This is a genomic window from Erythrobacter sp., assembly GCA_019739335.1.
Taxonomy (GTDB): domain Bacteria; phylum Pseudomonadota; class Alphaproteobacteria; order Sphingomonadales; family Sphingomonadaceae; genus Alteraurantiacibacter.
The window spans coordinates 400,089-424,568 of the sequence record CP073261.1 but is presented as its reverse complement, the minus strand read 5'-3'; the positions used below and the strand labels follow the sequence as shown (position 1 = coordinate 424,568).

The window sequence follows — 24,480 nt, the reverse complement described above, 5'->3', positions numbered from 1 at the left end:
GCGCCGCTTCGAGTGGCAGCTGGTTGCTGGACTGGAACAATTACGCCAAGGTTGAGGCGATGGCGGCGCGCAAGGGCAGCGGCATAGCCACCATGGCGCGGCTGATGTGCGAGGTGCCGAGCGACTGGGGCGGCGAACTCGGCATGACCATGCTGGTACAGGCACGCACATTGCGTGACCTGTCAGCCTTCGCTGGCGAGGGAGAAGTGGCCGAGAGCGAGAGCCGGGACGGTTATCCGCCCGAACATTCCTTGTCGCAGCAGTTTCCGCTTACAGGAAGGGTTCGTACCCCGGCGGCAGCTCACCTTCCGCAGGGACATCGGTGCCCGGCGTGTGGATGCCGCATTCGGTCTTGTCCCAGCCACGCCAGCGCCCCGCGCGCGGGTCTTCGCCCGGAGCGACCGGCGAAGTGCAGGGCGCGCAGCCGACCGATAGGAAGCCCTTGGCCTCCAGCGGGTGGCGCGGCAGGTCGCGCTCGGTGAAATAGGCTTCGAGATCGGCCTTCACCCAGTCGCCCAGCGGATTGAGCTTCAATCGCCCGTCTTCCACTTCAAAGCGCGGAATATCCTGCCGGGTGACAGACTGGAACGCCTTGCGCCCTGAAATCCAGCTATCGAGCCCCGCCTTCGCGCGTGCCAGCGGCTCCACCTTGCGGATGTCGCAGCAGCCGTCCGGATCATAGGACCAGCGGAGGCCACTTTCGTCCTTCGCTGCCAGCACCGCCGGATCGGGCTGCACCACGGCGGAATTGCGGATGCCGAGCCGTTCGATCAGCGTCTCGCGATAGGCAAGCGTCTCGGCGAACATCTTGAGGGTATCGACGAAGATCACCGGAATGCTCGCATCGGCTCGCGCGACCAGATCGAGCAGCACCGCGCTTTCGGTGCCGAAGCTGGAGACGACCGCCACCTTGCCCAGCGTGCCTTCGGCAAACAGGGTGCGCAGCATGGTCAATGTGTCGACCCCGACGAAGCGCGCGTTGAGCGCATCGGCATCGGCTTGCGTAAAGGCGGGCGCGGTGTCGATCCGGTCGATCTTGCGAGCGGCTTCACCCATGACGCAGTTTCCAGATCGGCACGGCGGCATCGGCGGCAGCCTGATAGTCGTGCGGCCAACGGCTAAAGGCGGCCTCGACATCGGCCTCGTCAAGCGGGCGATCAGGGGCAAAGCTGTCGAATCCGCAGCGCCGCATGTAGGCGATCTGGTCCACCAGCACATCTCCCACCGCGCGCAACTCGCCGGTGTAGCCGTGTTCGCGCAGGACACGCGCTGCGGAATACCCGCGCCCGTCACCAAAGGTCGGGAAGTTCACTTCCACCAGCCGGATGCGGCCCAGATGCGGCAGCAGCGCACGCGCATCGTCGCCCGGCTCGATCCGCACGGCAACAGCATTGGTCTGGCCGAGGAAAGCGTCGACGGTGACCTGCGACCCATCGGGCAGTTCGTCGCTGCGGAAGCGGAACTGCACTTCGTCGCGCCCGGTGCCAAGATCATCAGCCATAAAGCGCCTCCTTGAACGTATCCATGCCGACACGGCGGTAGGTATCGAGGAAGCGTTCGCCCTCCTGCCGCTGCGCGAGGTAGGTCTCGGTGACCTTTTCCACGGCATCGACAATGCCCGCCTCGTCAAAGCCGGGGCCGGTGATCTTCGCCAGCGAGGCATCTTCCGCCTCGCTGCCACCGAGCAAGAGCTGGTAATTTTCGGTGCCCTTTTTGTCGACGCCGAGGATGCCGATGTGGCCCGCATGGTGGTGCCCGCAGGCATTGATGCAGCCGGAAATCTTCAGTTTCAGTTCGCCCAGCACCTCGCTCTTTCCGTTGGCGGCAAAGCGTTCGGAAATCTTCTGCGCCACCGGGATCGAGCGGGCATTGGCGAGCGAACAGTAATCGAGGCCGGGGCAGGCGATAATATCGCCGATCTGATCCAGATTGGCCGCGCCGAGGCCAGCTTCGTCCAGCTTAGCCCACAGTTCGGGCAGGCGGGCGATCTCGACATGCGGCAGCACGATGTTCTGGGTGTGCATCACCCGGCATTCGTCGAAGCTGTATTCGCGCGCGAGGTCTGCCATCAGGTGCATCTGCGCTGCCGTGGCATCGCCAGGGATGCCGCCAACGGGCTTGAGGCTGATGACCGCCGAGACATAGCCGGGCGCCTTGTGCGGGTGGGTGTTACGGTCCATCCACAGCGCGAAATCGGGGTCCGAACGATCGGCTTCCAAAGGAAGGCCGGTCTTGAAGGCCTTGTCGGCGAAATAGGTCTTGATCCGCTCCAGCTCGGCCAGCGGCGGTTCCACGCCCTGATCCAGCAGATGGGCGAACTCCTCCTCCACCTGGCGGGCGTACTCAGCCGCTCCCAGTTCATGGACGAGGATCTTGATCCGCGCCTTGTACTTGTTGTCGCGCCGCCCGTAGCGATTGTAGACCCGCAGGCAGGCCTCGGAATAGGTCACCAGCTGGTCGAGCGGGACGAAGTCGCGGATCAGCGGGGCGACCATCGGGGTGCGGCCCATGCCGCCGCCGACATAAAAGGCCGCGCCCAGCTCGCCAGCAGCGTTTCGGACGATGTTGATGCCGATATCGTGCAGCCGCATCGCCGCCCGGTCCCGCTCGCTGGCGATCACCGCAATCTTGAACTTGCGCGGCAGGTAGCTGAATTCCGGGTGGAAGCTGGACCACTGCCGCAGCAATTCCGCATAGGGGCGGGGGTCCACCACCTCATCCGCCGCAGCGCCAGCGAAATGATCCGAACTGATGTTGCGGATGCAGTTGCCGCTGGTCTGGATGGCGTGCATTTCCACCTTGGCGAGGTCCGCCAGAAGGTCCGCCGCCTCGTCCAGCTTGATCCAGTTGTACTGGATGTTCTGGCGGGTGGTGAAATGGCCGTAGCCCTTGTCGTACCTGTCGGCGATGTCCGCCAGCGCGTGCATCTGCCGGCTGTCGAGCGTGCCATAGGGAATGGCGACGCGCAGCATGTAGGCGTGCAATTGCAGGTAGAGGCCGTTCATCAGCCGCAGCGGGCGGAACTGTTCCTCGGTGATCTTGCCTTCGAAACGGCGGCGCGCCTGATCGCGGAATTCCTCCACGCGCGCATCCACCATTGCCTGGTCATATTGGTCGTACTTGTACATCAGATCACCCAGTCCCAGCCTTTTTCAGCGGCTGCCCTCACCGCGAGATCGGGGCGCACGGTTGGCCCCAGTGCGCGCACGCGGTCCTTGATATGTGCCGGACGCGGGCCGTCCGCGGTCATCACGGCGTCGATCGCATAGGGCACGTTGACCCGCCGCGCGGCTTCCTCGCGCGCCATGATCGCTTCGCCTTCCTCGCTGGCATCGGCAGCATCGGAGATGTGCGTGGACCAGCCGCGGCCATCCCACCAGACCACGGCGCCGGAGCCGAGATCGTTCCCGGTCAAGATTTTCATGCAGCAAACTCCGCAGCAAGGGTGGCGAGCGCGAGGTTGTCCCGCGCGGTAACTTCGCCGATGATGATGAGGGCGGGGCTCTTCACTCGCTCCGCCAGAACCAGATCGGGCAGGGCGGCGAGCGGCCCGCGCAGCACGCGCATGTCCGCGCGGCAGGCGTTCTCGATCACGGCCAGCGGCATGTCGGGGGCAAGGCCGTCCGCCATCAGCTTCTCGGCGATCTGGGGCGCGGTCTTCACGCCCATGTAGATCACCAGCGTGCGGCCCTTGCCGGCGAGGCCGGACCAGTCCTGCTCGGACAGCCCCTTGCACTGGCCCGCCACGAAGCTGACCACGCTGGCCGCGTCACGATGCGTGAGCGGAATGCCCGCAGCGGCGGCGGCTCCGTTGGCGGCGGAAATGCCGGGGACGACCTTGACCCGCACGCCCGCAGCCTGCGCAGATTCCATCTCTTCACCGCCGCGCCCGAAGACGAACGGATCGCCGCCTTTGAGCCGCACCACATCGCGCCCGGCCAGCGCTTCGCGCACCAGCAGCGCGTTGATATCGTCTTGAGCCAGCGTATGCCGCGCGCGCTGCTTGGCGACGGAGACAAGCCGCGCATCGCAGTGTGCCAGCGCCAGGATGGCCGGATCGACCAGCCCATCATGCACGATAAGGCTGGCGCTGCCGATCAGTCGCGCCGCGCGTAGTGTCAACAGTTCCGGATCGCCCGGGCCCGCGCCGACAAGATAGATGGTGCCACTTTGCATGAGGTGCAGATGGCTGCTGGCGGGCCATGCCACCAGCGAGAATGGGTTGCCACCTGTTTAGGTAAGCTTTAGCCGCACCGCCTACTTGTCGCGATTGCTTTCGACGCGCTGCGAAATCGCCGCAACAAGCTGCTGGAATTGCTCGTTATCGCGCAAGTTTAGATCGCGCTGCGGGAACGGGATTTCGATCCGGTTGGCCTGGAACAGGTCCCACAGATTGTTGAGCACTTCCGAGCGGACATTGCCGACGCCCATTTCCGGGTCTTCGATCCAGCAGTGGATCGCAAAATCCACACTGCTTTCGCCGTAGGCCTGCATCCACACGGTCGGAGAGGGACTGTCCAGCACGCGCTTGCACGCACGCGCTGCTTCGAGCATCAGCTCCTGCGCCAGCTTCATGTCGGCGCCATAGGCCACTCCTACATGAACCTGCATGCGCACCTTCTTTGACGAGTAGGACCAGTTCTCGACCTGGTTGATCATCAGGTTTTCGTTCGGAATCAGATATTCACGCTCGTCCCGCGTGGTGATCGATACGGCGCGAATGCCGATCTTCCGGATCTGGCCGAAAGTTTCGTTGCCTGCCTGGTCGGCAATCGCGATCACGTCCCCCGGCTTGATCGACTTGTCCATCAGCAGGATGATCCCGGCAATCAGGTTGCCGAAGGTCTTTTGCAGGCCAAAGCCGATGGCGAGGCCGAACGCGCCTGAGAACACCGCCAAGGCGGTTAGATCGATCCCGAGGATGTCGATCCCGATCAGAATTGCGAAAGCCCACAGCGCCACCGTCAGCAGCTTTTCCGCCAGCAGCCGTTGCGAAGAATCCAGCCGGGTTGCGCGTCGCAGGCCGGATTTCGCCAGCTTGGTGCTGAGGCGGGCGAAGACGAACACGCCGACGACCACCAGCACCAGCACCAAGACGGTCCACAGCGAGAAACGGGTATCGGCGACCGAGAAGCCGAAGGCATCAAGCCGGTCGATCAGGCCCGCCACGGTCGGAGTGCTTTCGGACATGGCATCGCGAAGGGCTTCGGCTCCGGCCACAGCTTCCTCGGCGGCGCTATCGGTATCGACTGGCGCGGGTGTGCTTTCCGGCAGTGGCGCGGGTGAAGGACTGGCGGTCTCGGCAGGCGCCGTGGGGGGCGGCGTCTCGAGCGGATTCTCAACTGTAGCTGTCATGCTGTTCCCATCGCGGCAAATGCCTGTTCGAGATCGCGGATGAGATCGCCTGTATCCTCCAGCCCGATGGCGAGCCGCACCCCCAATCCGCTGCCCTTGTCGACACTGACGGGCCAGACGCTGAAATCGCGGATGCGACCCGGATCTACCGGGATGGCGAGGCTTTCGTAGCCTCCCCAGCTGAAGCCGATTCCGAACAATTGCAGCGCGTCGATAAACCGCGCACGCGCAGCGACATCGGCGCTGCGCAAGATGAAGCTGAACAGACCGCAGCCGCCGGAAAAGTCCCGCTGCCATAAATCGTTGCCCGGCGCGCCGGACAGCATTGGGCAGAGCACAGCGGAAACTTCTGCTCTATTTTCAAGCCATTGCGCGACCTCAAGCGCACTTGAGCTTGTGCGTTCGAGCCTTAGACCCATCGTCCGCAACCCGCGTAGCGCCAGCGCGGCATCGTCGGGCGAAACGACCTGCCCCATATATTGCGAATGCACTCTTATCCGCCTGATAAGCGGCTTTGATGCCGAGGCGCTACCCATCATCAGGTCAGAATGGCCGCCGACATGCTTGGTCAGGCTCATCACCGATACGTCGCAGCCGTGCCGCAGGGCCGCAAAGCCGAGCGGGGAGGCCCAAGTGTTGTCGATCACTGAAATGACTTCGCGTTCGCGTGCAATGGCGGCGAGTGCGGGAATATCGCAGACTTCCATCGTCAGGCTGCCGGGGCTTTCCAGCATTACGACCTTGGTCCGCTCACCGATCATCGCCGCGAACCCGGTCGGATCAAGCGGGTTGAAGGCACGGGCGGTGATGCCGAAACGCTTCAGCACTCCAAGCGCTATGCTGCGCGTGGGTTCGTAGCAATTGTCGCTGAACAGCAGTTCGTCGCCGGGAGACAGCAGTGCCATCAGGGTGCCCGCAATCGCGGCAACCCCGCTGGGGAACAGTTCGGTGCCCTCCGCGCCGGGTTCCAGCGTGGTCAGGGCATCGGCCAGCGCCCACTGCGTCGGCCCCCCCCGTCGCCCGTAGTAGAAGTGGCCGTCTTCGTTGGGCCGGCCGCGCGCCAGATCGGCGCAATCGTCGTACAGGTGCGTACTGCTGCGCCAGACCGGCGGATTGACCACACCGCCCGGCTGGCCGCTCACGCTGGTCCATTCCTTGCGCCGTCCGGCTTCGACCAGACGGGTGGCGGGCTGGTGATCCTTCCCGCTCATCGCGCCGGTCCGGTGGCAACGGGGAGGGCGGGGTCCGCGCCCCATTCGCTCCAGCTACCATCGTAGAGCGCGCCCTGCTTGCCGATCAGGTGCAGCGCCAGCAGCAGCACCGACGCGGTCACACCGCTGCCGCAGGAAGCGGTGATAGGGCGATCGAGATCGACTCCCGCCTGCTCGAGAGCCGCGCGGATACCCGCAGGGTCGCGGAAAGTGCCGTCTTCGGCCAGTACGGCATCATAGGGGACATTGCGCGATCCGGGGATATGGCCAGACGCAATTCCGGGGCGGAAATCGGGTTCGTCTCCGCGAAAGCGGGGAGCGTCGCGGGCATCGACGACTTGTTCGGTGCCGCTAGCAAGATTGGCGAGGATGTCTGCCTTGCTGCGCACTTCGCCCGCGCCTCCCGAAGACGTGAAATCACCTTCGCCGATCAATGTTACGCCGATTTCAATCGGGCGGCCTTCCGCCATCCATTTGTGCAACCCGCCATCGAGCACCGCAAACTGTTGCACTCCGAACAGCCGGAAAATGAACCAAGCCCGCGCCGACGTGCGCATGGCGCTGTTGTCATACAGCACAATTCGCTGGCCATTGGCGACACCCAAACTCGCCAGCCGTGCCTCGAATTGTGCTCGGGTTGGCAGGGCCGCTGGCACCTCGCTCTCCGGATCAATAAGCGTTTTCAGACTGAGAAACCGCGCGCCGGGAATATGCGCCGCCGCAAACTCCTCCCGTGCATCGCGGTCGGCGGTCGGGAGGTGGGCAGTGGCATCGAGCACGACCACATCGGGCGCGTCCAGCGCGCTTGCGAGCCAATCTGTTGTAACGAGGGTTCCCATCGCGGTCTTCATCGCACAGGACCTAGCCCGTGGCGCGGCGAAGGTAAATTGCCGTTACCCTTTCAGGGCCCGCTTCACGTCACCGCGCGCGCGGCCAGCCGGATATGTACCTGCAAACTGCCGTCGAGATGGAGCGGGCGCAGCTTCTCCTCCCCTGGCGCTGGTGGATTGCCGATCACGAAGGCACGCCGCAGCGGCGCAATCCCGGCACCGATCAGCCTGAAGCGGGCGAGTGGCAGGATCAGGCTTTCGGGCGCATTGTCCACCGGTCGAACGGCATCGCGTGGCATTTGCCATTCACCGGCAATACTTTCGGTAGCAAAGGGGGCGAGCATGGCGATGCGATGGAGGCGCGCCTCGTCGAGGTTCGGCCCGCCAAGTTGCTCCTCGGTCGGGATCGAGCCGTGAGCGCTGACCATGTCGCTCCAGATTCTTAACGAGACGATGTGGTCCTGCGCGTTGTTGGACAGCTCGAGCCGCCAGTTGAGCAGCACGCGCGTCGGCCCGATCGAAAGACGCGTGGGAAACAGCGTCAGCGAAAGCGCATCCGTGCGGGCTCCGCTTTTATCCGCCTTCGGTTCGCTTTCCTCTTCCATGCTGCAAAAATACTCCCAAGTGTGCGTTCTGCATAGCGCACTTGTGCAAGGCTCCCGATCACGCCATCTGTTCGCGCCATGAACGATACTCCAGCACGCGACCAGCCGCAGTTCCTTGGCCAGCACACCGCCCTGCCAGCATCGCCCGAAGAGGCAGTGCTCGATTATGTTCCCAATCCGCGCCAGGGTGCGCTGTATCTGGTGCGCTTTGCCGTGCCCGAATTCACCTCGTTGTGCCCTGTCACCGGCGCGCCCGATTTCGCGCATCTGGTGATCGATTATTCGCCCGAGAAAACCATCGTCGAATCCAAGAGCCTGAAGCTTTTCCTCGGCGCGTTCCGCAATCATGGCGGCTTTCACGAGGACGTGACCGTGGGCATCGGCCAGCGGCTGTTTGCGGAAATGGCTCCGCGCTGGCTGCGCATCGGCGGCTACTGGTATCCCCGCGGCGGCATTCCGATCGACGTGTTCTGGCAGAGCGGCGTGGCACCAGAAGGCTTGTGGCTGCCTGAGCAGGGCGTAGCCCCCTATCGCGGCAGAGGCTAACAAAAGGCGGGGGAACGGTTCTTGCCTGCAACATCCGGGTTCGACTAAGAGCGCGCCAGCACATCTGGCGGGAGCGGAGTTCTTCTGCTGCCCATCTTCAAAGGGGACTATTCGATGCGCATCGTAATGATCGGCACCGGCTATGTCGGACTTGTATCGGGTGCCTGCTTTGCCGATTTCGGCCATGAAGTGATCTGTGTTGACAAGGATCAGGCTAAAATCGACGCGTTATTGAACGGCACGATGCCAATATTCGAGCCGGGCCTGGACGAATTGGTGGCGAGGAACGTCGAAGCTGGGCGTCTCTCCTTCACGCTTGACATTGCCGAAGCGCTTCCTGGTGCCAATGCCGTATTTATCGCCGTGGGCACGCCCTCTCGCCGGGGCGATGGTCACGCGGATCTGACGTTTGTCTATGCTGCTGCACGGGAAATGGCCCCGCTTCTGCCGACGGGGGTAGTGGTAGTTGACAAGTCAACCGTTCCCGTTGGAACTGGTGATGAGGTTGAGCGGATTATCCGCGAAGTCGCGCCGGGCCTTGAATTCTCGGTCGCGTCCAATCCCGAATTCCTGCGCGAAGGCGCGGCGATTGATGACTTCAAGCGGCCCGACCGGGTGGTGATCGGAGTGAACGACAAGCACGCCGAAGAGGTGTTGGAAGAAATCTACCGACCGCTCACCCGGAACGAATCACCGCTGATCACCATGAGTCGCCGCGCGGCGGAATTGACCAAATATGCCGCCAACGCTTTCCTCGCCACCAAGATCAGCTTCATCAACGAAATCGCTGATTTGTGCGAGAAAGTGGGCGCAGATGTGGGCGATGTAGCCAAAGGAATCGGCCTGGACAGCCGGATCGGCAACCGCTTCCTCATGCCGGGTCCGGGCTATGGCGGATCGTGCTTCCCTAAGGATACGGTGGCATTGCTCAAGACCGGGCAGGATTATGAAAGCCCGCTGCGCATTGTTGAAAGTGTGGTCGCCAGCAATGACCAGCGCAAGCGCTCGATGGGCCGCAAGGTAGTGAATGCGATGGGTGGCGGGGACCAGCACGGCAAGACCGTTGCCGTGCTCGGACTGACTTTCAAGGCCAATACCGACGACATGCGCGACAGCCCGGCAATCAGCATTGTGCAGGCGCTGCTGGATGCCGGAATTGCCGTGAAGGCCTACGATCCCGAAGGCATGGAGCAAGCCAAAAAGCTTCTCGGACCGATTACTTATTGCGATGGCCCCTATGAGGCGCTGGACGGTGCTGATGCCGCCGTGATCGTAACCGAATGGGATGCCTTCCGCGCACTCGATCTGGGCCGGGTAAAGGGTTTGCTCAAAGCCCCGCTGTTGGTCGATCTTCGCAATCTTTACAGCCGCAGCGATGTGGAACGGCACGGGTTTACATACGTGGCCGTAGGGCGCTGATCGAGGGGCAAGACAGCCGCAGGTGAATCGGTTAGTCCTTGCCTCTGGACGAGGGGGGCTTCGATGAGCGAGCAGACGAGTTACGACGCGGTGGAGTATCCTGCCGCCACCTATCCCTCCACCCATCCGGCGCATCTCGCTGCGCTGGCGCGACTGCATGGCCTTTCCGCGCCCGATCCGCGTACCTGCCGGGTGCTGGAGATCGCGGGTGGGGACGGGCTCAATCTGGCGGGGATGGCGGCGGGTCTGCCGGAGGCGCATTTCACCAGTTTCGACCTTTCGCGCGAGGCGGTTGCGCGGGGGCAGGCGCTGGTGGCGCAGGCTGGGTTGGGCAATGTCGAGGTGGTGGTGGGCGACCTGCTCGACTGGGCGGACAATGCGACCGGCACTTACGATTACGTGATCGCGCATGGGCTTTACGCCTGGGTTCCCGAAGCGGTGCAGGCGGCGATGTGGCGGCTGATCGACCGGGTCCTGTCGCCCGAAGGCATCGCTTTCGTAAGCTATAACGCGCTGCCCGGCGGCTATCTCCGGATGGCGGTGCGGGACATGATTCGCCATGCCTCTCAAGGGCTTGAGGGCGAGGCGCGGATCGCCAAGGCGCGCGAGGTCCTGCGGAATTTCTCCGCCCCGCGCGAGAATGAACGCGTGGTTCTGCAAGCCCTGCGCAAGGTGGCCGAACCGATGCTGGCGAAAAACGACGGCTCGCTGTTCCACGATGAACTGGGCGAAAGCTATGCGCCGCAGTCGCTCACCGCAGTGGTGGAGGCGGCGGGGCGACACAATCTCGCCTTCCTCAACGATGCCGTGCCCAAGATGGTAGGCGACGGAATGCCGGGTCAGGCGATGGACGATGCGGCTGTCGTGGCCGCCGCACAGGCGAGCGATTACGAGGTTGCCGCCTTCTTCCACCAGTCGCTTTTCGTGCGCAAAGGGCGCGCTGTGGCCCGCACACTTGATGCAACCGCGTTTGCCGAGCTGGTCGCCAGCGCCCGCCTCGACCGGACCGGCCCGACCGAATTCCAGCACGAAGAAGGCCCGTTCGAGATCTCCGATCCGGCGCTCGCCGATTTCCTCGAAGCGCTAGGCAAGGCCTGGCCGGTGCGGTTGCCCCTGGCGCAGTTTGCCGCTTCAGCCGAACACTGCGAGGCGCTGCTCGATCTCTATCGCAACGGCATCATCAATTTCCACGCGCTGCCTTTTCCCGGCACCGTCGAACCCGGGGAGCGGCCGGAAGCCAGTCCGCTGGTACGGGCGCAGGTTGTGCTGGGAATGCCGATCCTGTTTTCGCTCGATCTCAAGGTCGTGACGATGCAGCCGGGGCCGCGCCATTTCCTTTCGCTGCTCGATGGCACCCGCGATCGCGCTACGCTGGAACGTGACTGGGGTGCGAGCGACTATGGTGGCGAAGTTTCTGCCAGTGCGGCTGTGGAGCAATTGGCTAAGGCGGCGCTGATGCTGCGGTAGCTGGCTACTCGCCCAAAGCCTCAAGCTGCTCTGCCGCTGCCATCCAGTCGGCCTCGGCCTTTGCCAGCTTCTCGCCAGCCTGGGTGCGGGTGCGGTGCAGTTCATCCGCCCGCTTGCCGCCAACCGACACAAGTTCCGCGTCGATCTCTGCAATTTGCGCCGTCAGCCTGGCAATCGCCTTTTCGCTCTTCTGCTGTTCGGACCGGATGAACTTCGCGCGCGAGGCATTCTTCGCCGCATTCCCGCCGCCGGGCTTCACCGCAGGCTTGGCGGGCTTCGGCTGGTTGCGCCCCAGTACGAAGTCGATGTAATCCTCCATGCTCCCCGCATATTCGCGCGCGGTGCCGTTATCGACCAGCACCAGCCGGTCGGCGGTCAATTCCACCATGTGCCGATCGTGGCTGATGAGTATCACCGCCCCCGAATAGCCGTTCAGCGCCTGGATCAGCGCTTCACGGGCATCGACATCCAAGTGGTTGGTCGGTTCGTCGAGGATCAGCAGGTGGGGTGCGTCGCGGGTGATGATCGCCAGCGCCAGCCGCGCGCGTTCCCCGCCGGACAGTTTCTCCACCCGTTGCTCGGCCCGCGCGCCGGAAAAGCCGAACCGCCCCAGTTGCGCCCGCACCGCGCCGGGGCTCTTGCCGTCCATCGCGCGCGTCATCAGTGCCAGCGGAGTCTCGTCGCTCGCCAGTTCCTCCACCTGGTACTGGGTGAAATAGCCGACCTTCATCTTGCCGGGAGCCATCATGCCGCCCTCGGCGGGGGAAAGCTGCGCCGCCAGCAGTCGGGCGAGGGTGGTTTTGCCGTTACCGTTGCGCCCCAGCAGCGCGATCCGGTCATCCGCGTCGATCCGCAGGTTGAGCTTCGCCAGCACCGGCGGCGCTGCGCCATAGCCGACCGCCGCGTGCTCCAGCTGGATCATCGGCGAACGCAGTTCCTCTGGATCGGGGAAATCGAATGTCAGCGAAGGATCGTCGATCAGCGCGGCGATCGGCTGCATCTTGGCCAGCATCTTGGCGCGCGATTGCGCCTGCTTGGCGGTGGAGGCGCGGGCCGAATTGCGTGCGACATAGTCCTGTAGCCGCGCCCGCTGCGCATCCTGCGATGCCTTGGCCGCGGCCAGCTGCGCCGCGCGCTCAGCCCGCTGCTTCTCGAAAGCATCGTAGCCGCCGGTGTACAACGTCAACTTTCCGCCCTGCAGGTGGAGGATGTGATCGACCACCTTGTTGAGCAGGTCGCGCTCGTGGCTGATGACCAGCAAGGTGGCGGGGTAGGACTTGAGGAAGTTCTCCAGCCACAGCGTTGCTTCGAGATCGAGGTGGTTCGAAGGTTCGTCCAGCAGCAGGATGTCGGGCTCCGAGAACAGCAGCGCGCCCAGCGCAATGCGCATTTTCCAGCCACCCGAAAAACTGTCCACCGGGCGCTGCTGCATTTCCTCATCGAAACCCAGCCCGTTGAGGATCTTCGCCGCCCGCGCCGGGGCACTGTAGGCATCGATGGCGAGTAGGCGCTCGTGAACTTCGCAGAGGCGCTCAGCATCGGTGCAGGTCTCGGCCTCGGCGAGCAGGCTCTCGCGCTCGGTATCGGCGGCCAGCACCAGTTGTTCGGGGGTGGCGGAGCCGCTCGGCGCTTCCTGCGCGATGTAGCCGATCCGCGCGCGCGAGGGGCGCGAGATCTCGCCCTCGTCGGGTTCGATTTCGCCGATCATTGCCTTCATCAGCGTGGACTTGCCCGCTCCATTGCGGCCAATCAGCCCGACGCGCGCGCCCTGCGGCACAGTGGCGCTGGCGCGTTCGAGGATGGGCCGGCCGCCAAGCCGGACGGTAAGGCCGTCAATCGTAAGCATGGGCGGCCCCCTAGCAGTATGGCGGGTTTAGCCAAATGGTTTCCATGCCAAGGCACATTCGACTAAGGCCCGCGCATGGACATGGGCGATCTGCTGCAACGCTATTTCGGCACCCCGGACCTCGCCAAGGTCGGACCCGCCGCCCTGCCCGCCGGGGTCGAGCGGATGCTGGTCGATCTGGGGCTGGAAAAGGACCGGGGGCGGCGGTTCGCGCTGTGGAGCGTGCTCTATATGCTCGATTCCGCGCCCGATCTGGATGTCGCTTTCGCCCAGGCAGAGGACCGCGAGGCCGCCCGAAATCTGATGGACATGCTGGCCGCTGCCGAGCCGGATTAGCTCCCCAGTTAGCACCTGCACAAATTATCCAAGCCAAAACGCATTTTTGCGTGTAAGGGGCGCGTGTCGGCAGACGAAGAACCGAGCCCGTCCGTGCCGTTCCGCCAAATTCCGCCACGCCCGCGCCACTCCCGTGGTGCCGCGTCGCTATTGCCCGAAAAGTGCCTAATCATGACCGAACTGACCTTCCCCGAACTTTCCCCCGGCCTCGCCGATGCGCTTGCGCAGCGCGGCTATGCAGCGCCCACGCCGGTGCAGGCCGCTGTGCTCGAACCTCAGGCGCAGGGCCGTGACCTGGTGGTGTCCGCTCAGACCGGATCGGGCAAGACGGTCGCCTTCGGGCTGGCCATGGCCGAGCAGGTGCTGGGCGAGGACGGGCGCGTGCGGCAGGCCGGATCGCCGCTGGCGCTGGTGATCGCCCCTACGCGCGAACTGGCCTTGCAGGTCAGCCGCGAACTTGCATGGCTCTACCAGAAGGCCGGGGCGCGGATTGCCACCTGCGTCGGCGGAATGAACCCCTCGCAGGAACGCCGCGCGCTGCAATCGGGCGCGACCATCGTGGTCGGCACGCCGGGCCGCCTGCGCGATCATCTCGAACGCGGGGCGCTCGATCTTTCGGCACTTGCCGCCGTGGTGCTCGATGAAGCCGACGAAATGCTCGACATGGGTTTCCGCGAGGAGCTCGAGGAAATTCTCGACGCGACCCCCGAGGGCCGCCGCACCCTGCTGTTCTCCGCCACCATGCCGCGCCCGATCGAGGCGCTCGCCCGCCGCTACCAGCGCGATTCGCTGCGGATCGCCACCATTGGCGCAGAACGCGGGCACGGCGACATCACCTATCAGGCGATGACCGTTTCGCCGTCCGAAATCGAGAATGCGGTGGTAAACCTGCTGCGCTTTCACGAAGCCGATACGGCGATGCTGTTCTGCGCCACGCGCGACAATGTCCGCCATCTCCACGCCACATTGCAGGAACGCGGGTTCGGCGTGGTGGCGCTGTCGGGCGAGCACTCGCAGAGCGAGCGCAATCAGGCGCTGCAGGCACTGCGCGACCGGCGCGCGCGGGTCTGCGTCGCCACCGATGTCGCTTCGCGCGGGATCGATCTGCCGAGCCTCAGCCTCGTCGTCCATGTCGAAGTGCCGCGCGATGCCGAAACGCTCCAGCACCGTTCGGGCCGCACCGGGCGCGCGGGCAAAAAGGGCACGGCGGTGATCGTGGTGCCGTTCACCCGGCGCAAGCGGGTGGAAGGAATGCTGCGGCAGGCCAAGATCAATGCCGAATGGATTTCCGCGCCGGATCGCGATGCGATTGTGGCCAAGGATCACGAACGCTTGCTCGAAACGCTTTTGCGACCGGTCGAGGTGGAAGATGCGGACCGCGAACTGGCCGAGCGCCTGCTCGCCGAACGCAGCCCGCAGGATATTGCCGCCATGCTCGTCCACGCGCACCGCGCCAAGCTGCCCGAACCGGAAGAGCTGATCGCCAACACGCCCGATGCGCAGCGCGCCGCGCAGGCCGATCGCCATCGCCCCGGCTTCGAAGACGTGGTGTGGTTCCGCATGGATATCGGCCGGCGGCAGAACGCCGATCCGCGCTGGATCTTGCCGCTGCTGTGTCGCCGTGGGCACATTACCCGCAACGAAATCGGCGCGATCCGGATTGGCCCGCAGGAAACCTATTTCCAGGTGCCCCGCGCGATTGCCGAGAAGTTCGGCGACGCGCTGCTGCGCACTGCCGGATCGCCCGAGGAAGGCGAGGGCGATGGCCGCGAGGTCAACATCCAGCCGTCGGGCGAACCCCCGCGCGAATCCTCAGGCCGCGATGGCCGCAGCGGCTCCCCCGGAGCGGGTGCCCGCGTCAACCCGCGCCCCAAGAAGCCGCACCGCAAGGGCAACGACGGCGGCTTCCCGCCCCGCGACGGCAAGCCCCCCCGCCGCACTGAACCGCGCACGCCTCCCGGCCCGCCGCAAGCGGGCAAGGGCAAGCCGCGCAAGGGGTTTGTGAAGCCGAGGTGAGGGGAAAGGCGCGGTAGTTCGCCCGCTGTCTACTGATTTTGCGCTCAGGCTGCCTGCGTCTCTCTGGGACCGGCATGGTGACCGGTTCCCCCTTGCTGGAGTGCGTGGCGAACGCAGCATTGCTCGTCCATCAAGGCGAAATCGACGCGTTGCCGAATATTCCCCTTGGCTCTCTCGTTACCCTAGTTGCCGACTGCGCTCGCGTGGAGGTGGCGCGACTGGCCCAACTTGACGCGGCCCAGCCTCCACCGACTGCGCGGATCGGATCCGTCTGTTGCAGGCGTGCGGGTTGGGGGGTAGGTGTGTCTCGTGAACAAGCTATTCCTCGCAGGGGGCATCGGCGTAGCACTTATCGGGGCATTGACCGGAGGTTTTGCGGCGGGCCGCTGGTCCGCTCCCGACGAACGCGAGCAGTATATCCTGCGCCGTGCCTGGGTGCTGACCGAGCAAGCGCAGCGCACACCGCAGGGCGGGGCCTTGCTGATCGGGGACAGCTTGACCGAGCGCTCCGGGTTTCAGACCTTGTGCGGCCTGCCAGTCTTCAATGCGGGTGTTTCGATGGCGCGCCTTTCCGATATGGTGGAGGCGGGGCCGGAGCTGGCGCGTTCCCTCCAACCGGAACTGACTATGGTGGCGCTTGGCACAAACGACGCGCGCCGGGGCATGTCGCTGGCGGCCTGGCGCGAGGAAATGGACAGATTGCTGGGCAATCTGCCACGCCCGCTGATTGTCGTTTCACTTCCGGCCATGCAAGCGGAAGCCGCGCCGTTCAACGCCGCGCTGGTGGAACTGGCCGACAAGCACGGCGCGGTGCTGGTTCCACCGATTGCCTACGAAACGTCGGACGGACTGCACCAGTCGCCAGCAGGCGCTGTGACATGGCGCGAGGCTGTGGCGGAGTCGTGTCGGTAAGCCCAGTACGCAGCGAGACGACACGGCAGCACCCAAAGGTCGTAAACATCAGTGCCTCCCCTACATGTCCTGAGATGCGAAGATACCAGCCTCAACGAATAGGAAGCTTATGCGCGCTGCAATCCAAATGTATCATCAAGCAGTTACATTATAGAGTTTCTAACGATAGAATTCTGAAATCCATCTCAGGGGGATTCTGCTTTTTCGCCTAATTTAAAGCAAATATTGACAAGCGTTTGTAGATTAACCGGCTTGTGCACCAAAGGGATCTCGCTTAAATCCGACAGCTTACTGTGATTGGTGTTGCCGGTCATCAGGACGCGGGCGGCCTTTGGGGCGATCCCCTTTATTTTTTGCAGCGTTTCGAGCCCATCGAGATCCGGCATGGCAAAATCGGAGATCACAAGGTCGAAATTCCCGTCGCCGCTTTTGATGACCTCGATTGCCTCTTGACCCGATGCAAACGCCACCACGTGCGCTCCCACATCGCGGAGTTGTTCCGAAAGCACCACACGCACTCCCTCGTCATCATCGATCAATGCCAGGTTCTTGCCATTGAAAAATGACAACGCCTCGCATTTTCCCTCTGCATCGACATTCGAGGAACGCGGAGTTGCCGGAAGCGCCATTTCGATTACTGTTCCCGCCCCGAGGGTGCTCGTGATCTCGAGTTCGCCGCCCGACTGGTCGACAAAGCCAGCAACCATCGACAGCCCAAGACCAGTACCTTTTCCGGTTTCCTTGGTGGTGAAGAACGGTTCAGTGACTTTTTGCAGGGTCTTTTCGCTCATTCCCGTCCCGGTATCGCTTACCCGGATGATCAACGCAGGATACAACCTCGCCCCGGCCGGTGATTCAGAAATGGTTATGTCGACCTCGCCCCCGTCTGGCATGGCATCGCGGGCGTTGACGACCAGGTTCATCAGCGCCAGCTCAAGCTGAGCGCAATCTGCGTAGATGTTGAGTTCGGTGTCCTCGCAATTCCAGTTTGCGGTGACGCGGTCTCCCAAAGCGTGTTCGACAAGCCCAGCCACAGTGGTGCAGAGATCGCGGGGATCTACGCTCGCAGGCTTCAGTTCCTGGCGCCGAGCAAAGCTCATCAGGCGCTTCACCAGTTGCGTCCCACGCTCGGCAGCCAGGTTCATCTGGTCGACTATGCGTCTTTCAGGATCTTCCAGCTGCAGCCGCCGTTGCAGGATGTTCAGGCCCCCCAATATCGCGGCAAGCAAGTTGTTGAAGTCATGTGCGACCCCGCCGGTCAGCTGACCCAGTGCATCGAGCTTTCCGGCATGGACCAGCTTTTCTTCAAGCTCCTTACGGTCGGTAATATCGAGTATCGTTCCGGCCCATTGTGGACCGCGGGAGCCGCCCGATACCTTGGTGCGTTGATCGATCAGATGCCTCTTGCGGCCATCCGGCCCGGTGAAGCGATATTCGATGGTCACTGCGTCGCCTGTGTCCTCATCGTTCGCTGCATAGGAAGCGAGGTCATCCGGGTGGACCCATTCATCGAACCGCCGAGCACCCGCCATGACTTCGCTCGCCGCTTCGCCGACAAAATACTCCAGGTCACCGCCGACGAAGCCGCGCTCGAGTTGCGGCGCACCACTGGGACATTCGTATATTGCCATCGGGAGTGATTTAAGCACCGTCGCCTGCCGCCGCTCGCTATCTTCCAGCTTGCGTTCAGCCGCGATGCGATCGAGCTGCTCGCGCAGATGCGCCTCGCGCAAGTTGCTTTCGAGCTGCGCCTGATGCTCTACCTGGCGGCGGGCATTGTACAGATCGACGAAAACGCCGACCTTCGTCTTGAGGATTACGGGATCGACTGGTTTGAAGACGTAATCGACCGCGCCCATTTCATACCCGCGGATCAGGTGGGATGTTTCCTTGTTGACCGCCGAAAGGAAGATGATCGGTACCTGTGCGGTCTGGGCACGTTCACGGATGACAGCGGCGGTTTCGTAGCCGTCCATCTCCGGCATATAGACGTCGAGCAGGATCACCGAGAATTCATGGCGAAGTAGCTCGCGCAGGGCATCTTTCCCGGAGGATACGCAGGTAACCGACGCAAGCGACTTCAAGGTCTCGGACAAGGCGAGCAGGTTTCGCTCGTCGTCGTCGACAATGAGTATACGCGCATCATCGGGTTCATGCGGAGCTTCGGGCTCCTTCATTTGACCGACTCCATCGCCTTGATATTGTGAGACGCATTCGATGACCGGCTAAACGCGATCCGAAGCACCGACATCAACAGGTCGATGTCGACGGGTTTGGAAATGTAATCGTCTGCGCCTGCATCGAGACATTTTGCCCGGTCTCCGCGCATCGCCTTGGCCGTTACCGCAATCAGAGGTACCGATGCGAGTTGCTCGTCCGAGCGGATCCGGCGCATCGTTTCGTAGCCATCCATTTCGGGCATCATGATGTCGATCAGGGCTGCGTCGATCTCCCTGTTTGCCCGCAGCATCTCGATTCCGTCTGCCCCGCGTTCGGAATAGGTCACCGAAGCACCCTGCGCCTCCAGAACGCTTGCCAGTGAGAAGATATTGCGGATGTCGTCGTCGACGATCAGGATCTGTCGCCCATCAAGCCCTTGGTGGTCTGCACCAGGTTCAGGTTCGTCGTTTTTCCCGCTTTCACTCTTGTGGCGTTCCATCTGACTTTTCAGAGCGCGGAACAGCTCTTCAAGATCATTCCTTTCGCGACCAACGACTATCGATCCCGGCACAGCGAGGCCTTCGACAAGGGGCGTGGCCTGTTTTTTGATCAACACATGGATCGGACATCCTGCGGTTTCAGGATGGTGTCGCAACATGTCGAGCAGGACGAGTCCGTCGATGTCTTCCAGTTCGAGATCAAGGACAATGGCGGCAGGAGGCGAACGGCGTACGTGCGCGACTGCCGCGGACCCAGTAGAGGCGATGGTCGCTACCACGTTCGCCTTGCGGGCGTGTTCCGTCAGGTCTTTCGCCAATGTGGGCTCGCCTGCAACAAGCAGGACGAATGGCTCGCTGGCGTAAGGCGCGCGTCCAAAACTGTCCTCCCGACTATTTAGCGGTTGTTCGGGACGGCGAACCGAGCCGTGCGCCCCGTCGCCTGGCGTTTCGACCTTCGGCGGCGTGAGCGGCAAATACAGGGTAAAGGTCGAGCCTTCGCCGGGACTTGAGGTAACCTGCAGCTCGCCCCCCAGCAGCCCCGCGATCTCGCGACTGATTGAAAGTCCCAGCCCGGTGCCGCCATATTTCCGGCTGGTGGTCCCATCGGCCTGCTGGAAGGCTTCGAAGATCAACATCTGCTTGTCTTGCGGTATACCGATGCCGGTATCGCTGACCGAAATCGCCAGCGCCTGGTCGACATCGCGGAGGACCGCGCTGGCGGGGCTCCAGCCTGAAACCGCCATTCTCACGCCGAGTTCGACCTTCCCGCGTGCCGTGAATTTGAAGGCGTTGGAAAGCAGATTGAGCAGGATCTGCTGCAACCTTTGTTCGTCAGTACGGATGATCTCCGGAAGGTCTTCAGCGAAGTTTACTTCGAAACCGAGTCCCTTCTGCGCCGCGACCTGCGAAAATGTCCGTTCAACATGCTGGCGCAACGAGGAAAGCGGCATGTCGTCAAGTTGGATCGAGACGGTTCCGGATTCGATCTTCGACAAATCGAGGATATCGTTGATCAGGTTAAGCAGGTCTGACCCTGCCGAATGGATTGTCTTGGCGAATTCCGTCTGCTTCTGGTTGAGGTTGCCTTCCTCGTTGTTGGTCAGCACTTTCGAGAGGATCAGCAGCGAATTGAGCGGTGTACGCAATTCATGGCTCATATTTGCCAGGAATTCGCTCTTGTACTTCGATGTCAGGGCGAGCTGTTCGGCCTTTTCTTCGATTGCGCGGCGGGCCATGTCGATTTCAAAGTTCTTGGCTTCAACCTGCCGCTTTTCGTATTCGAGCAGTTGCGCCTTCTCCTGCAGTTCTTCGTTCGTTTTGGCGAGCTCATCCTGTTTGGTGGTCAGTTCGGTCTGGCGGGCCTGCAGCTCCTGTGTCAGCGACTGCGATTCTTTGAGCAATTCCTCGGTTCGCATCGTCGCTGCGATCGTGTTGAGCACGATGCCGATCGTTTCCATGAGCTGGATCAGGAAGCCGTGGTGTGTTTCGTTGAACCCGTCGAAGCTTCCTAGCTCGATCACCGCCTTCACTTCGTCCTCGAACAGTGCCGGGAGAATGAACAGGTGCGCAGGCTTTGCATCGCCCAGGCCCGAACTGATGCGAAGATAGTCTTCGGGCACGTTTTTGAGCCGTATCGGCAGCTTGTCCGCCGCCGCCTGTCCGATCAATCCTTCTCGTAGGACAAAGCGCGGCTTCATCTGTTGCGGATTTCCGGCGCCATAGCTGGCAACAAGATCGAGCGTGGCGTCCTGATCCTCACCCTCCATCGCGACATAGAACACCCCGTACTGGGCATTCACCAAAGGAGCGAGTTCGCTCATGATCAGGTTGGAGATCGTGGCGAGATCGCGCTCGCCCTGCAGCATCCGGCTAAACCTTGCGAGGTTGGTTTTCAGCCAGTCCTGTTCGGCGTTCTTCAGCGTTTGATCCTTCAGGTTGCGGATCATCTCGTTGATGTTGTCTTTGAGCGATGCCATTTCACCCGACGCTTCCACGGAGATCGAACGGGTAAGGTCGCCCTTGGTCACCGCAGTCGCCACATCAGCGATCGAGCGCACCTGGTTGGTGAGGTTGGCCGCCAGCTGGTTGACGTTATCGGTCAGGTCGCGCCAGAGGCCTGCGGCGCCGGGCACACGTGCCTGCCCGCCCAGTTTGCCTTCCACGCCCACTTCGCGAGCCATATTGGTCACTTGGTCGCCGAAGGTCGAAAGCGTTTCGATCATCCCGTTAATGGTTTCGGCAAGCGCTGCGATCTCGCCCTTAGCGTCCAGCGTCAGCTTGCGGTTCAGGTCGCCCTGCGCCACCGCAGTCACAACGTCGGCGATGCCGCGCACCTGGTTGGTCAGATTGGTCGCCATCAGGTTCACGTTGTCGGTCAGGTCGGTCCAGATGCCGCCCACTCCGGGGACGACCGCTTGGCCGCCAAGCTTGCCCTCGGTGCCTACTTCGCGCGCCACCCGCGTCACTTCCGAAGCGAACGAATTGAGCTGGTCCACCATCACGTTGACCGTGTTCTTCAACTCGGCGATTTCGCCCTTCACATCGACGGTGATCTTCTTGGAGAGGTCGCCGCGTGCAACGGCTGTCGTGACTTCGGCAATATTCCGGACTTGCCCGGTCAGATTGTCCGCCATCATGTTCACGTTTTCGGTAAGGTCCTTCCACGTTCCTGCAACCCCCGGCACGCGAGCCTGGCCACCCAGCTTGCCTTCGGTGCCGACCTCGCGCGCCACACGTGTCACCTCCGAAGCGAAGCCGTTGAGCTGATCGACCATGATGTTGATGGTGTTTTTCAGCTCCGCGATTTCGCCCTTGACGTCCACCGTGATCTTTTTCGACAGATCGCCCAGTGCCACGGCGGTCGTGACTTCGGCGATGTTGCGGACCTGGCCGGTGAGGTTGGCCGCCAGTTCGTTCACATTGTCGGTCAGGTCGGCCCAGGTGCCGGCGACGCCTTCCACCTTGGCCTGGCCGCCAAGCTTGCCCTCCGTTCCCACTTCTCGCGCAACACGCGTCACTTCCGAAGCGAATGAGCCAAGCTGGTCGACCATCGTATTGATGGTGTTCTTGAGCTCGGCGATTTCGCCCTTCACGTCGACGGTGATCTTCTTGGACAAGTCGCCCGAGGCCACTGCGGTGGTCACTTCGGCAATGTTGCGGACCTGCCCGGTCAGGTTGGCTGCCAGTTCGTTGACGTTGTCGGTGAGATCCTTCCAGATGCCCGCCACCCCGTCGACCTTCGCCTGGCCGCCGAGACGCCCTTCGGTGCCTACTTCGCGGGCCACGCGCGACACTTCCGAAGCAAAGCTGCTGAGCTGGTCGACCATGACGTTGATGGTGTTCTTCAGCTCGAGAATTTCGCCGCGCACTTCCACAGTGATCTTTTTCGACAGGTCACCACGGGCAACTGCGGTCGTGACTTCCGCGATGTTGCGGACCTGGCCGGTCAGATTGTCCGCCATCAGGTTGACGTTGTCGGTGAGATCGGCCCAGGTGCCGGCCACTCCCGGCACTTCGGCCTGACCGCCGAGCTTGCCCTCCGTGCCGACTTCACGCGCGACGCGGGTCACTTCGGATGCGAAGCCGTTAAGCTGGTCGACCATCGTGTTGATGGTGTCTTTCAGCTCGAGAATTTCTCCCTTCACGTCCACGGTAATCTTCTTGGACAGGTCTCCGCGCGCCACGGCAGTGGTAACTTCGGCGATGTTGCGGACCTGCCCGGTCAGATTGTCCGCCATAAGGTTGACGTTGTCGGTGAGATCCTTCCAAGTACCGGCCACGCCTTTCACCCGCGCCTGCCCGCCAAGCTTGCCCTCGGTGCCCACTTCGCGGGCGACGCGCGTTACTTCGGAGGCAAACGAGCCTAGCTGGTCGACCATGGTATTCACTACCTTGCCGATGCGAAGGAATTCACCCTTGAGGACGCGGCCTTCGATCTCGGTAGCCATCTGTTGCGAAAGATCGCCCTTCGCCACAGCACCGATCACGCGCGCGACCTCAGTTGTCGGCTGAACCATGTCATCGACAAGGGAGTTCACCGCATCAAGCTTTGCCTGCCAGTCGCCTCTCGCGCCCTTTGCTTCGGCGCGGTGGGAAATCTTACCTTCTTTGCCGACAATCCGCGACATCCGCGCGAATTCTCCGGTAATGTTCTCATTCAGCCCCACGACCTCGTTGAAGAGCGAGGCGATCTCACGATCTTGCGAGTTGTCCGATTTAAGACGTATCCGAACTGAGAAATCCCCGTCACGAAGACGGTGCAAGGCGGTAATGAGAGCTTCGCGCAATTCAGCGCACTCGTTTTGCCGATTAGCAACCAACGGATCCTCCACGGAATTTTATGCGACTCTGGCTGTCGTTGAGGAATCTCGGACTGCCCCCGACATGCAAATTCACAAGGGCTAACATGGTTCCTGACAGCCTCCGGCCACCGCGAAAATCTGTGTTGCGAGAGGGTTTGCGCGACGGGCGCTCCCCGCCTATGAACCCGCAACTGCAAGCTGGAGAACACGGTCTGCCATGCCGACAGACGAAGAAATCGAACAGTTTATCTGTGACAGCTTCTCTTCGATTTGGGATCTCGAACTGCTATCCACGATAATCGACCTGCCAGAAGGCCAGGGGCTGACGAACCCGCAGCTTGTGGAGCGAATGAGAGCGAGCCAACTCGTAGTTGAGCAAGGCGTACTCGCACTTGTCGCCGCAGGAATCGGATCAGTGGATCACGACGGCCGCTTACGGTTCCAGCCGGTTAACGGAACCATCGAAGAGTGCGCGCGACGCGCAAAAGAGTTCTACCAAAAGTTTCCGGGTCGGGCGCGGAGACTGATGATTGCTCGCCAGGCGCCCGGACTCAATGCGTTTGCGGACGCCTTCCGGTTGAGAAAGGAATGATGATGATTGGTTCTGTGCCCGATCTTGTCTACCTGCTTTGCTTCCTCACCAGTGCCCTTTGCGCCGGCCTGCTATTGCGCCAGTATCGTTTCGTGGCATCTCGAGTGCTTCTGTGGAGCGCTGCCTGTTTCTTCTTTCTCGCGTTGTCCAACCTGCTGGTCCTTATCGATAAGGTCATCTTGCCGGACATTGACTTGAAGATCGCGCGTCTCTGGCTGACGCTGCTGGCCGTCTCGGTTTTGCTGTTCGGGTTTATCTGGGAAGCGGAGCAGGAATGATGCTCGAGCAATTCCTATCTGGCGCAATTGTTATGGGGTTTGCCGTAGCCTGCCTGCTTTTTCTGAAGTATTTTCGAAAGACGAGGCAACATCTTTTCCTAATTTT

General features: G+C 62.4%; 20 protein-coding genes. 8 read left to right on the top strand and 12 right to left on the bottom strand.

The annotated features are described in order from the left end of the window. Positions 1–270: 270 nt before the first annotated feature. The 9 genes from JY451_02105 to JY451_02065 all read right to left on the bottom strand — a co-directional run bounded on the left by JY451_02105 (position 271) and on the right by JY451_02065 (position 8,001). Positions 271–1,056, bottom strand: a complete 786-nt coding sequence (locus tag JY451_02105; GenBank protein QZH75434.1) for a phosphoadenylyl-sulfate reductase — start codon at positions 1,054–1,056, stop codon at positions 271–273. Beyond that, positions 1,049–1,501, bottom strand: coding sequence for a DUF934 domain-containing protein (locus JY451_02100; GenBank protein ID QZH75433.1), 453 nt, complete (start codon positions 1,499–1,501; stop codon positions 1,049–1,051). Before JY451_02100 ends, JY451_02105 begins: the two co-directional genes overlap by 8 nt. Beyond that, the gene (locus tag JY451_02095) at positions 1,494–3,128 is read right to left on the bottom strand and encodes a nitrite/sulfite reductase (protein ID QZH75432.1); all 1,635 of its coding nucleotides are present in this window, start codon (positions 3,126–3,128) and stop codon (positions 1,494–1,496) included. The genes JY451_02100 and JY451_02095 overlap by 8 nt, the downstream gene beginning before the upstream one ends. Then, entirely contained in the window at positions 3,128–3,424 is a 297-nt protein-coding gene (locus JY451_02090; GenBank protein ID QZH75431.1) for a DUF2849 domain-containing protein, read from the bottom strand. Before JY451_02090 ends, JY451_02095 begins: the two co-directional genes overlap by 1 nt. After that, entirely contained in the window at positions 3,421–4,176 is a 756-nt protein-coding gene (gene cobA, locus JY451_02085; protein ID QZH75430.1) for a uroporphyrinogen-III C-methyltransferase, read from the bottom strand. The genes JY451_02090 and cobA overlap by 4 nt, the downstream gene beginning before the upstream one ends. 81 nt (positions 4,177–4,257) lie before the next feature. Then, on the bottom strand, positions 4,258–5,355 hold the full coding sequence (locus JY451_02080) for a mechanosensitive ion channel (protein ID QZH75429.1): 1,098 nt from the start codon (positions 5,353–5,355) through the stop codon (positions 4,258–4,260). Beyond that, entirely contained in the window at positions 5,352–6,566 is a 1,215-nt protein-coding gene (gene metC / locus JY451_02075; GenBank protein ID QZH75428.1) for a cystathionine beta-lyase, read from the bottom strand. Before metC ends, JY451_02080 begins: the two co-directional genes overlap by 4 nt. Beyond that, positions 6,563–7,405 carry a sulfurtransferase gene (locus JY451_02070; protein QZH76509.1) on the bottom strand — a complete coding sequence of 281 codons (843 nt, stop codon included), beginning with the start codon at positions 7,403–7,405 and terminating at the stop codon, positions 6,563–6,565. Before JY451_02070 ends, metC begins: the two co-directional genes overlap by 4 nt. A 74-nt stretch (positions 7,406–7,479) precedes the next feature. Then, positions 7,480–8,001, bottom strand: coding sequence for a hypothetical protein (locus tag JY451_02065; GenBank protein ID QZH75427.1), 522 nt, complete (start codon positions 7,999–8,001; stop codon positions 7,480–7,482). Positions 8,002–8,079: 78 nt separating this feature from the next. On the opposite strand from JY451_02065, the gene queF reads away from it, so the two are divergent. From queF to JY451_02050, 3 genes are all read left to right on the top strand, one after another. Then, complete coding sequence (queF, locus tag JY451_02060; protein QZH75426.1) at positions 8,080–8,547, top strand: NADPH-dependent 7-cyano-7-deazaguanine reductase QueF; 468 nt, start codon at positions 8,080–8,082, stop codon at positions 8,545–8,547. Between the two features lie 114 nt (positions 8,548–8,661). Continuing rightward, positions 8,662–9,966: a UDP-glucose/GDP-mannose dehydrogenase family protein gene (locus tag JY451_02055; GenBank protein QZH75425.1), complete on the top strand. Its 1,305-nt coding sequence runs from the start codon at positions 8,662–8,664 to the stop codon at positions 9,964–9,966. A 63-nt stretch (positions 9,967–10,029) separates the two neighbouring features. Beyond that, complete coding sequence (locus tag JY451_02050; GenBank protein QZH75424.1) at positions 10,030–11,433, top strand: class I SAM-dependent methyltransferase; 1,404 nt, start codon at positions 10,030–10,032, stop codon at positions 11,431–11,433. Between the two features lie 4 nt (positions 11,434–11,437). On the opposite strand, the gene JY451_02045 is transcribed toward JY451_02050, so the two are convergent. Beyond that, entirely contained in the window at positions 11,438–13,279 is a 1,842-nt protein-coding gene (locus JY451_02045) for an ABC-F family ATP-binding cassette domain-containing protein (GenBank protein ID QZH75423.1), read from the bottom strand. A gap of 75 nt (positions 13,280–13,354) precedes the next feature. Between JY451_02045 and JY451_02040 the strand changes: the two genes are divergently transcribed. From JY451_02040 to JY451_02030, 3 genes are all read left to right on the top strand, one after another. Beyond that, complete coding sequence (locus JY451_02040; protein ID QZH75422.1) at positions 13,355–13,615, top strand: hypothetical protein; 261 nt, start codon at positions 13,355–13,357, stop codon at positions 13,613–13,615. A 171-nt stretch (positions 13,616–13,786) separates the two neighbouring features. After that, the gene (locus JY451_02035; GenBank protein QZH75421.1) at positions 13,787–15,631 is read left to right on the top strand and encodes a DEAD/DEAH box helicase; all 1,845 of its coding nucleotides are present in this window, start codon (positions 13,787–13,789) and stop codon (positions 15,629–15,631) included. A 309-nt stretch (positions 15,632–15,940) separates the two neighbouring features. Then, positions 15,941–16,543: an SGNH/GDSL hydrolase family protein gene (locus JY451_02030; protein ID QZH75420.1), complete on the top strand. Its 603-nt coding sequence runs from the start codon at positions 15,941–15,943 to the stop codon at positions 16,541–16,543. A 185-nt stretch (positions 16,544–16,728) separates the two neighbouring features. On the opposite strand, the gene JY451_02025 is transcribed toward JY451_02030, so the two are convergent. Both JY451_02025 and JY451_02020 read right to left on the bottom strand, forming a co-directional pair. After that, positions 16,729–18,720 (bottom strand): response regulator, encoded by a 1,992-nt coding sequence (locus JY451_02025; protein QZH75419.1) that lies wholly within the window; start codon positions 18,718–18,720, stop codon positions 16,729–16,731. Then, complete coding sequence (locus JY451_02020; protein ID QZH75418.1) at positions 18,717–23,522, bottom strand: HAMP domain-containing protein; 4,806 nt, start codon at positions 23,520–23,522, stop codon at positions 18,717–18,719. The genes JY451_02025 and JY451_02020 overlap by 4 nt, the downstream gene beginning before the upstream one ends. A 199-nt stretch (positions 23,523–23,721) precedes the next feature. Between JY451_02020 and JY451_02015 the strand changes: the two genes are divergently transcribed. Both JY451_02015 and JY451_02010 read left to right on the top strand, forming a co-directional pair. Then, positions 23,722–24,096, top strand: coding sequence for a hypothetical protein (locus tag JY451_02015; protein ID QZH75417.1), 375 nt, complete (start codon positions 23,722–23,724; stop codon positions 24,094–24,096). A 2-nt stretch (positions 24,097–24,098) separates the two neighbouring features. Then, positions 24,099–24,374: a hypothetical protein gene (locus JY451_02010; protein QZH76508.1), complete on the top strand. Its 276-nt coding sequence runs from the start codon at positions 24,099–24,101 to the stop codon at positions 24,372–24,374. Positions 24,375–24,480: the final 106 nt, after the last annotated feature.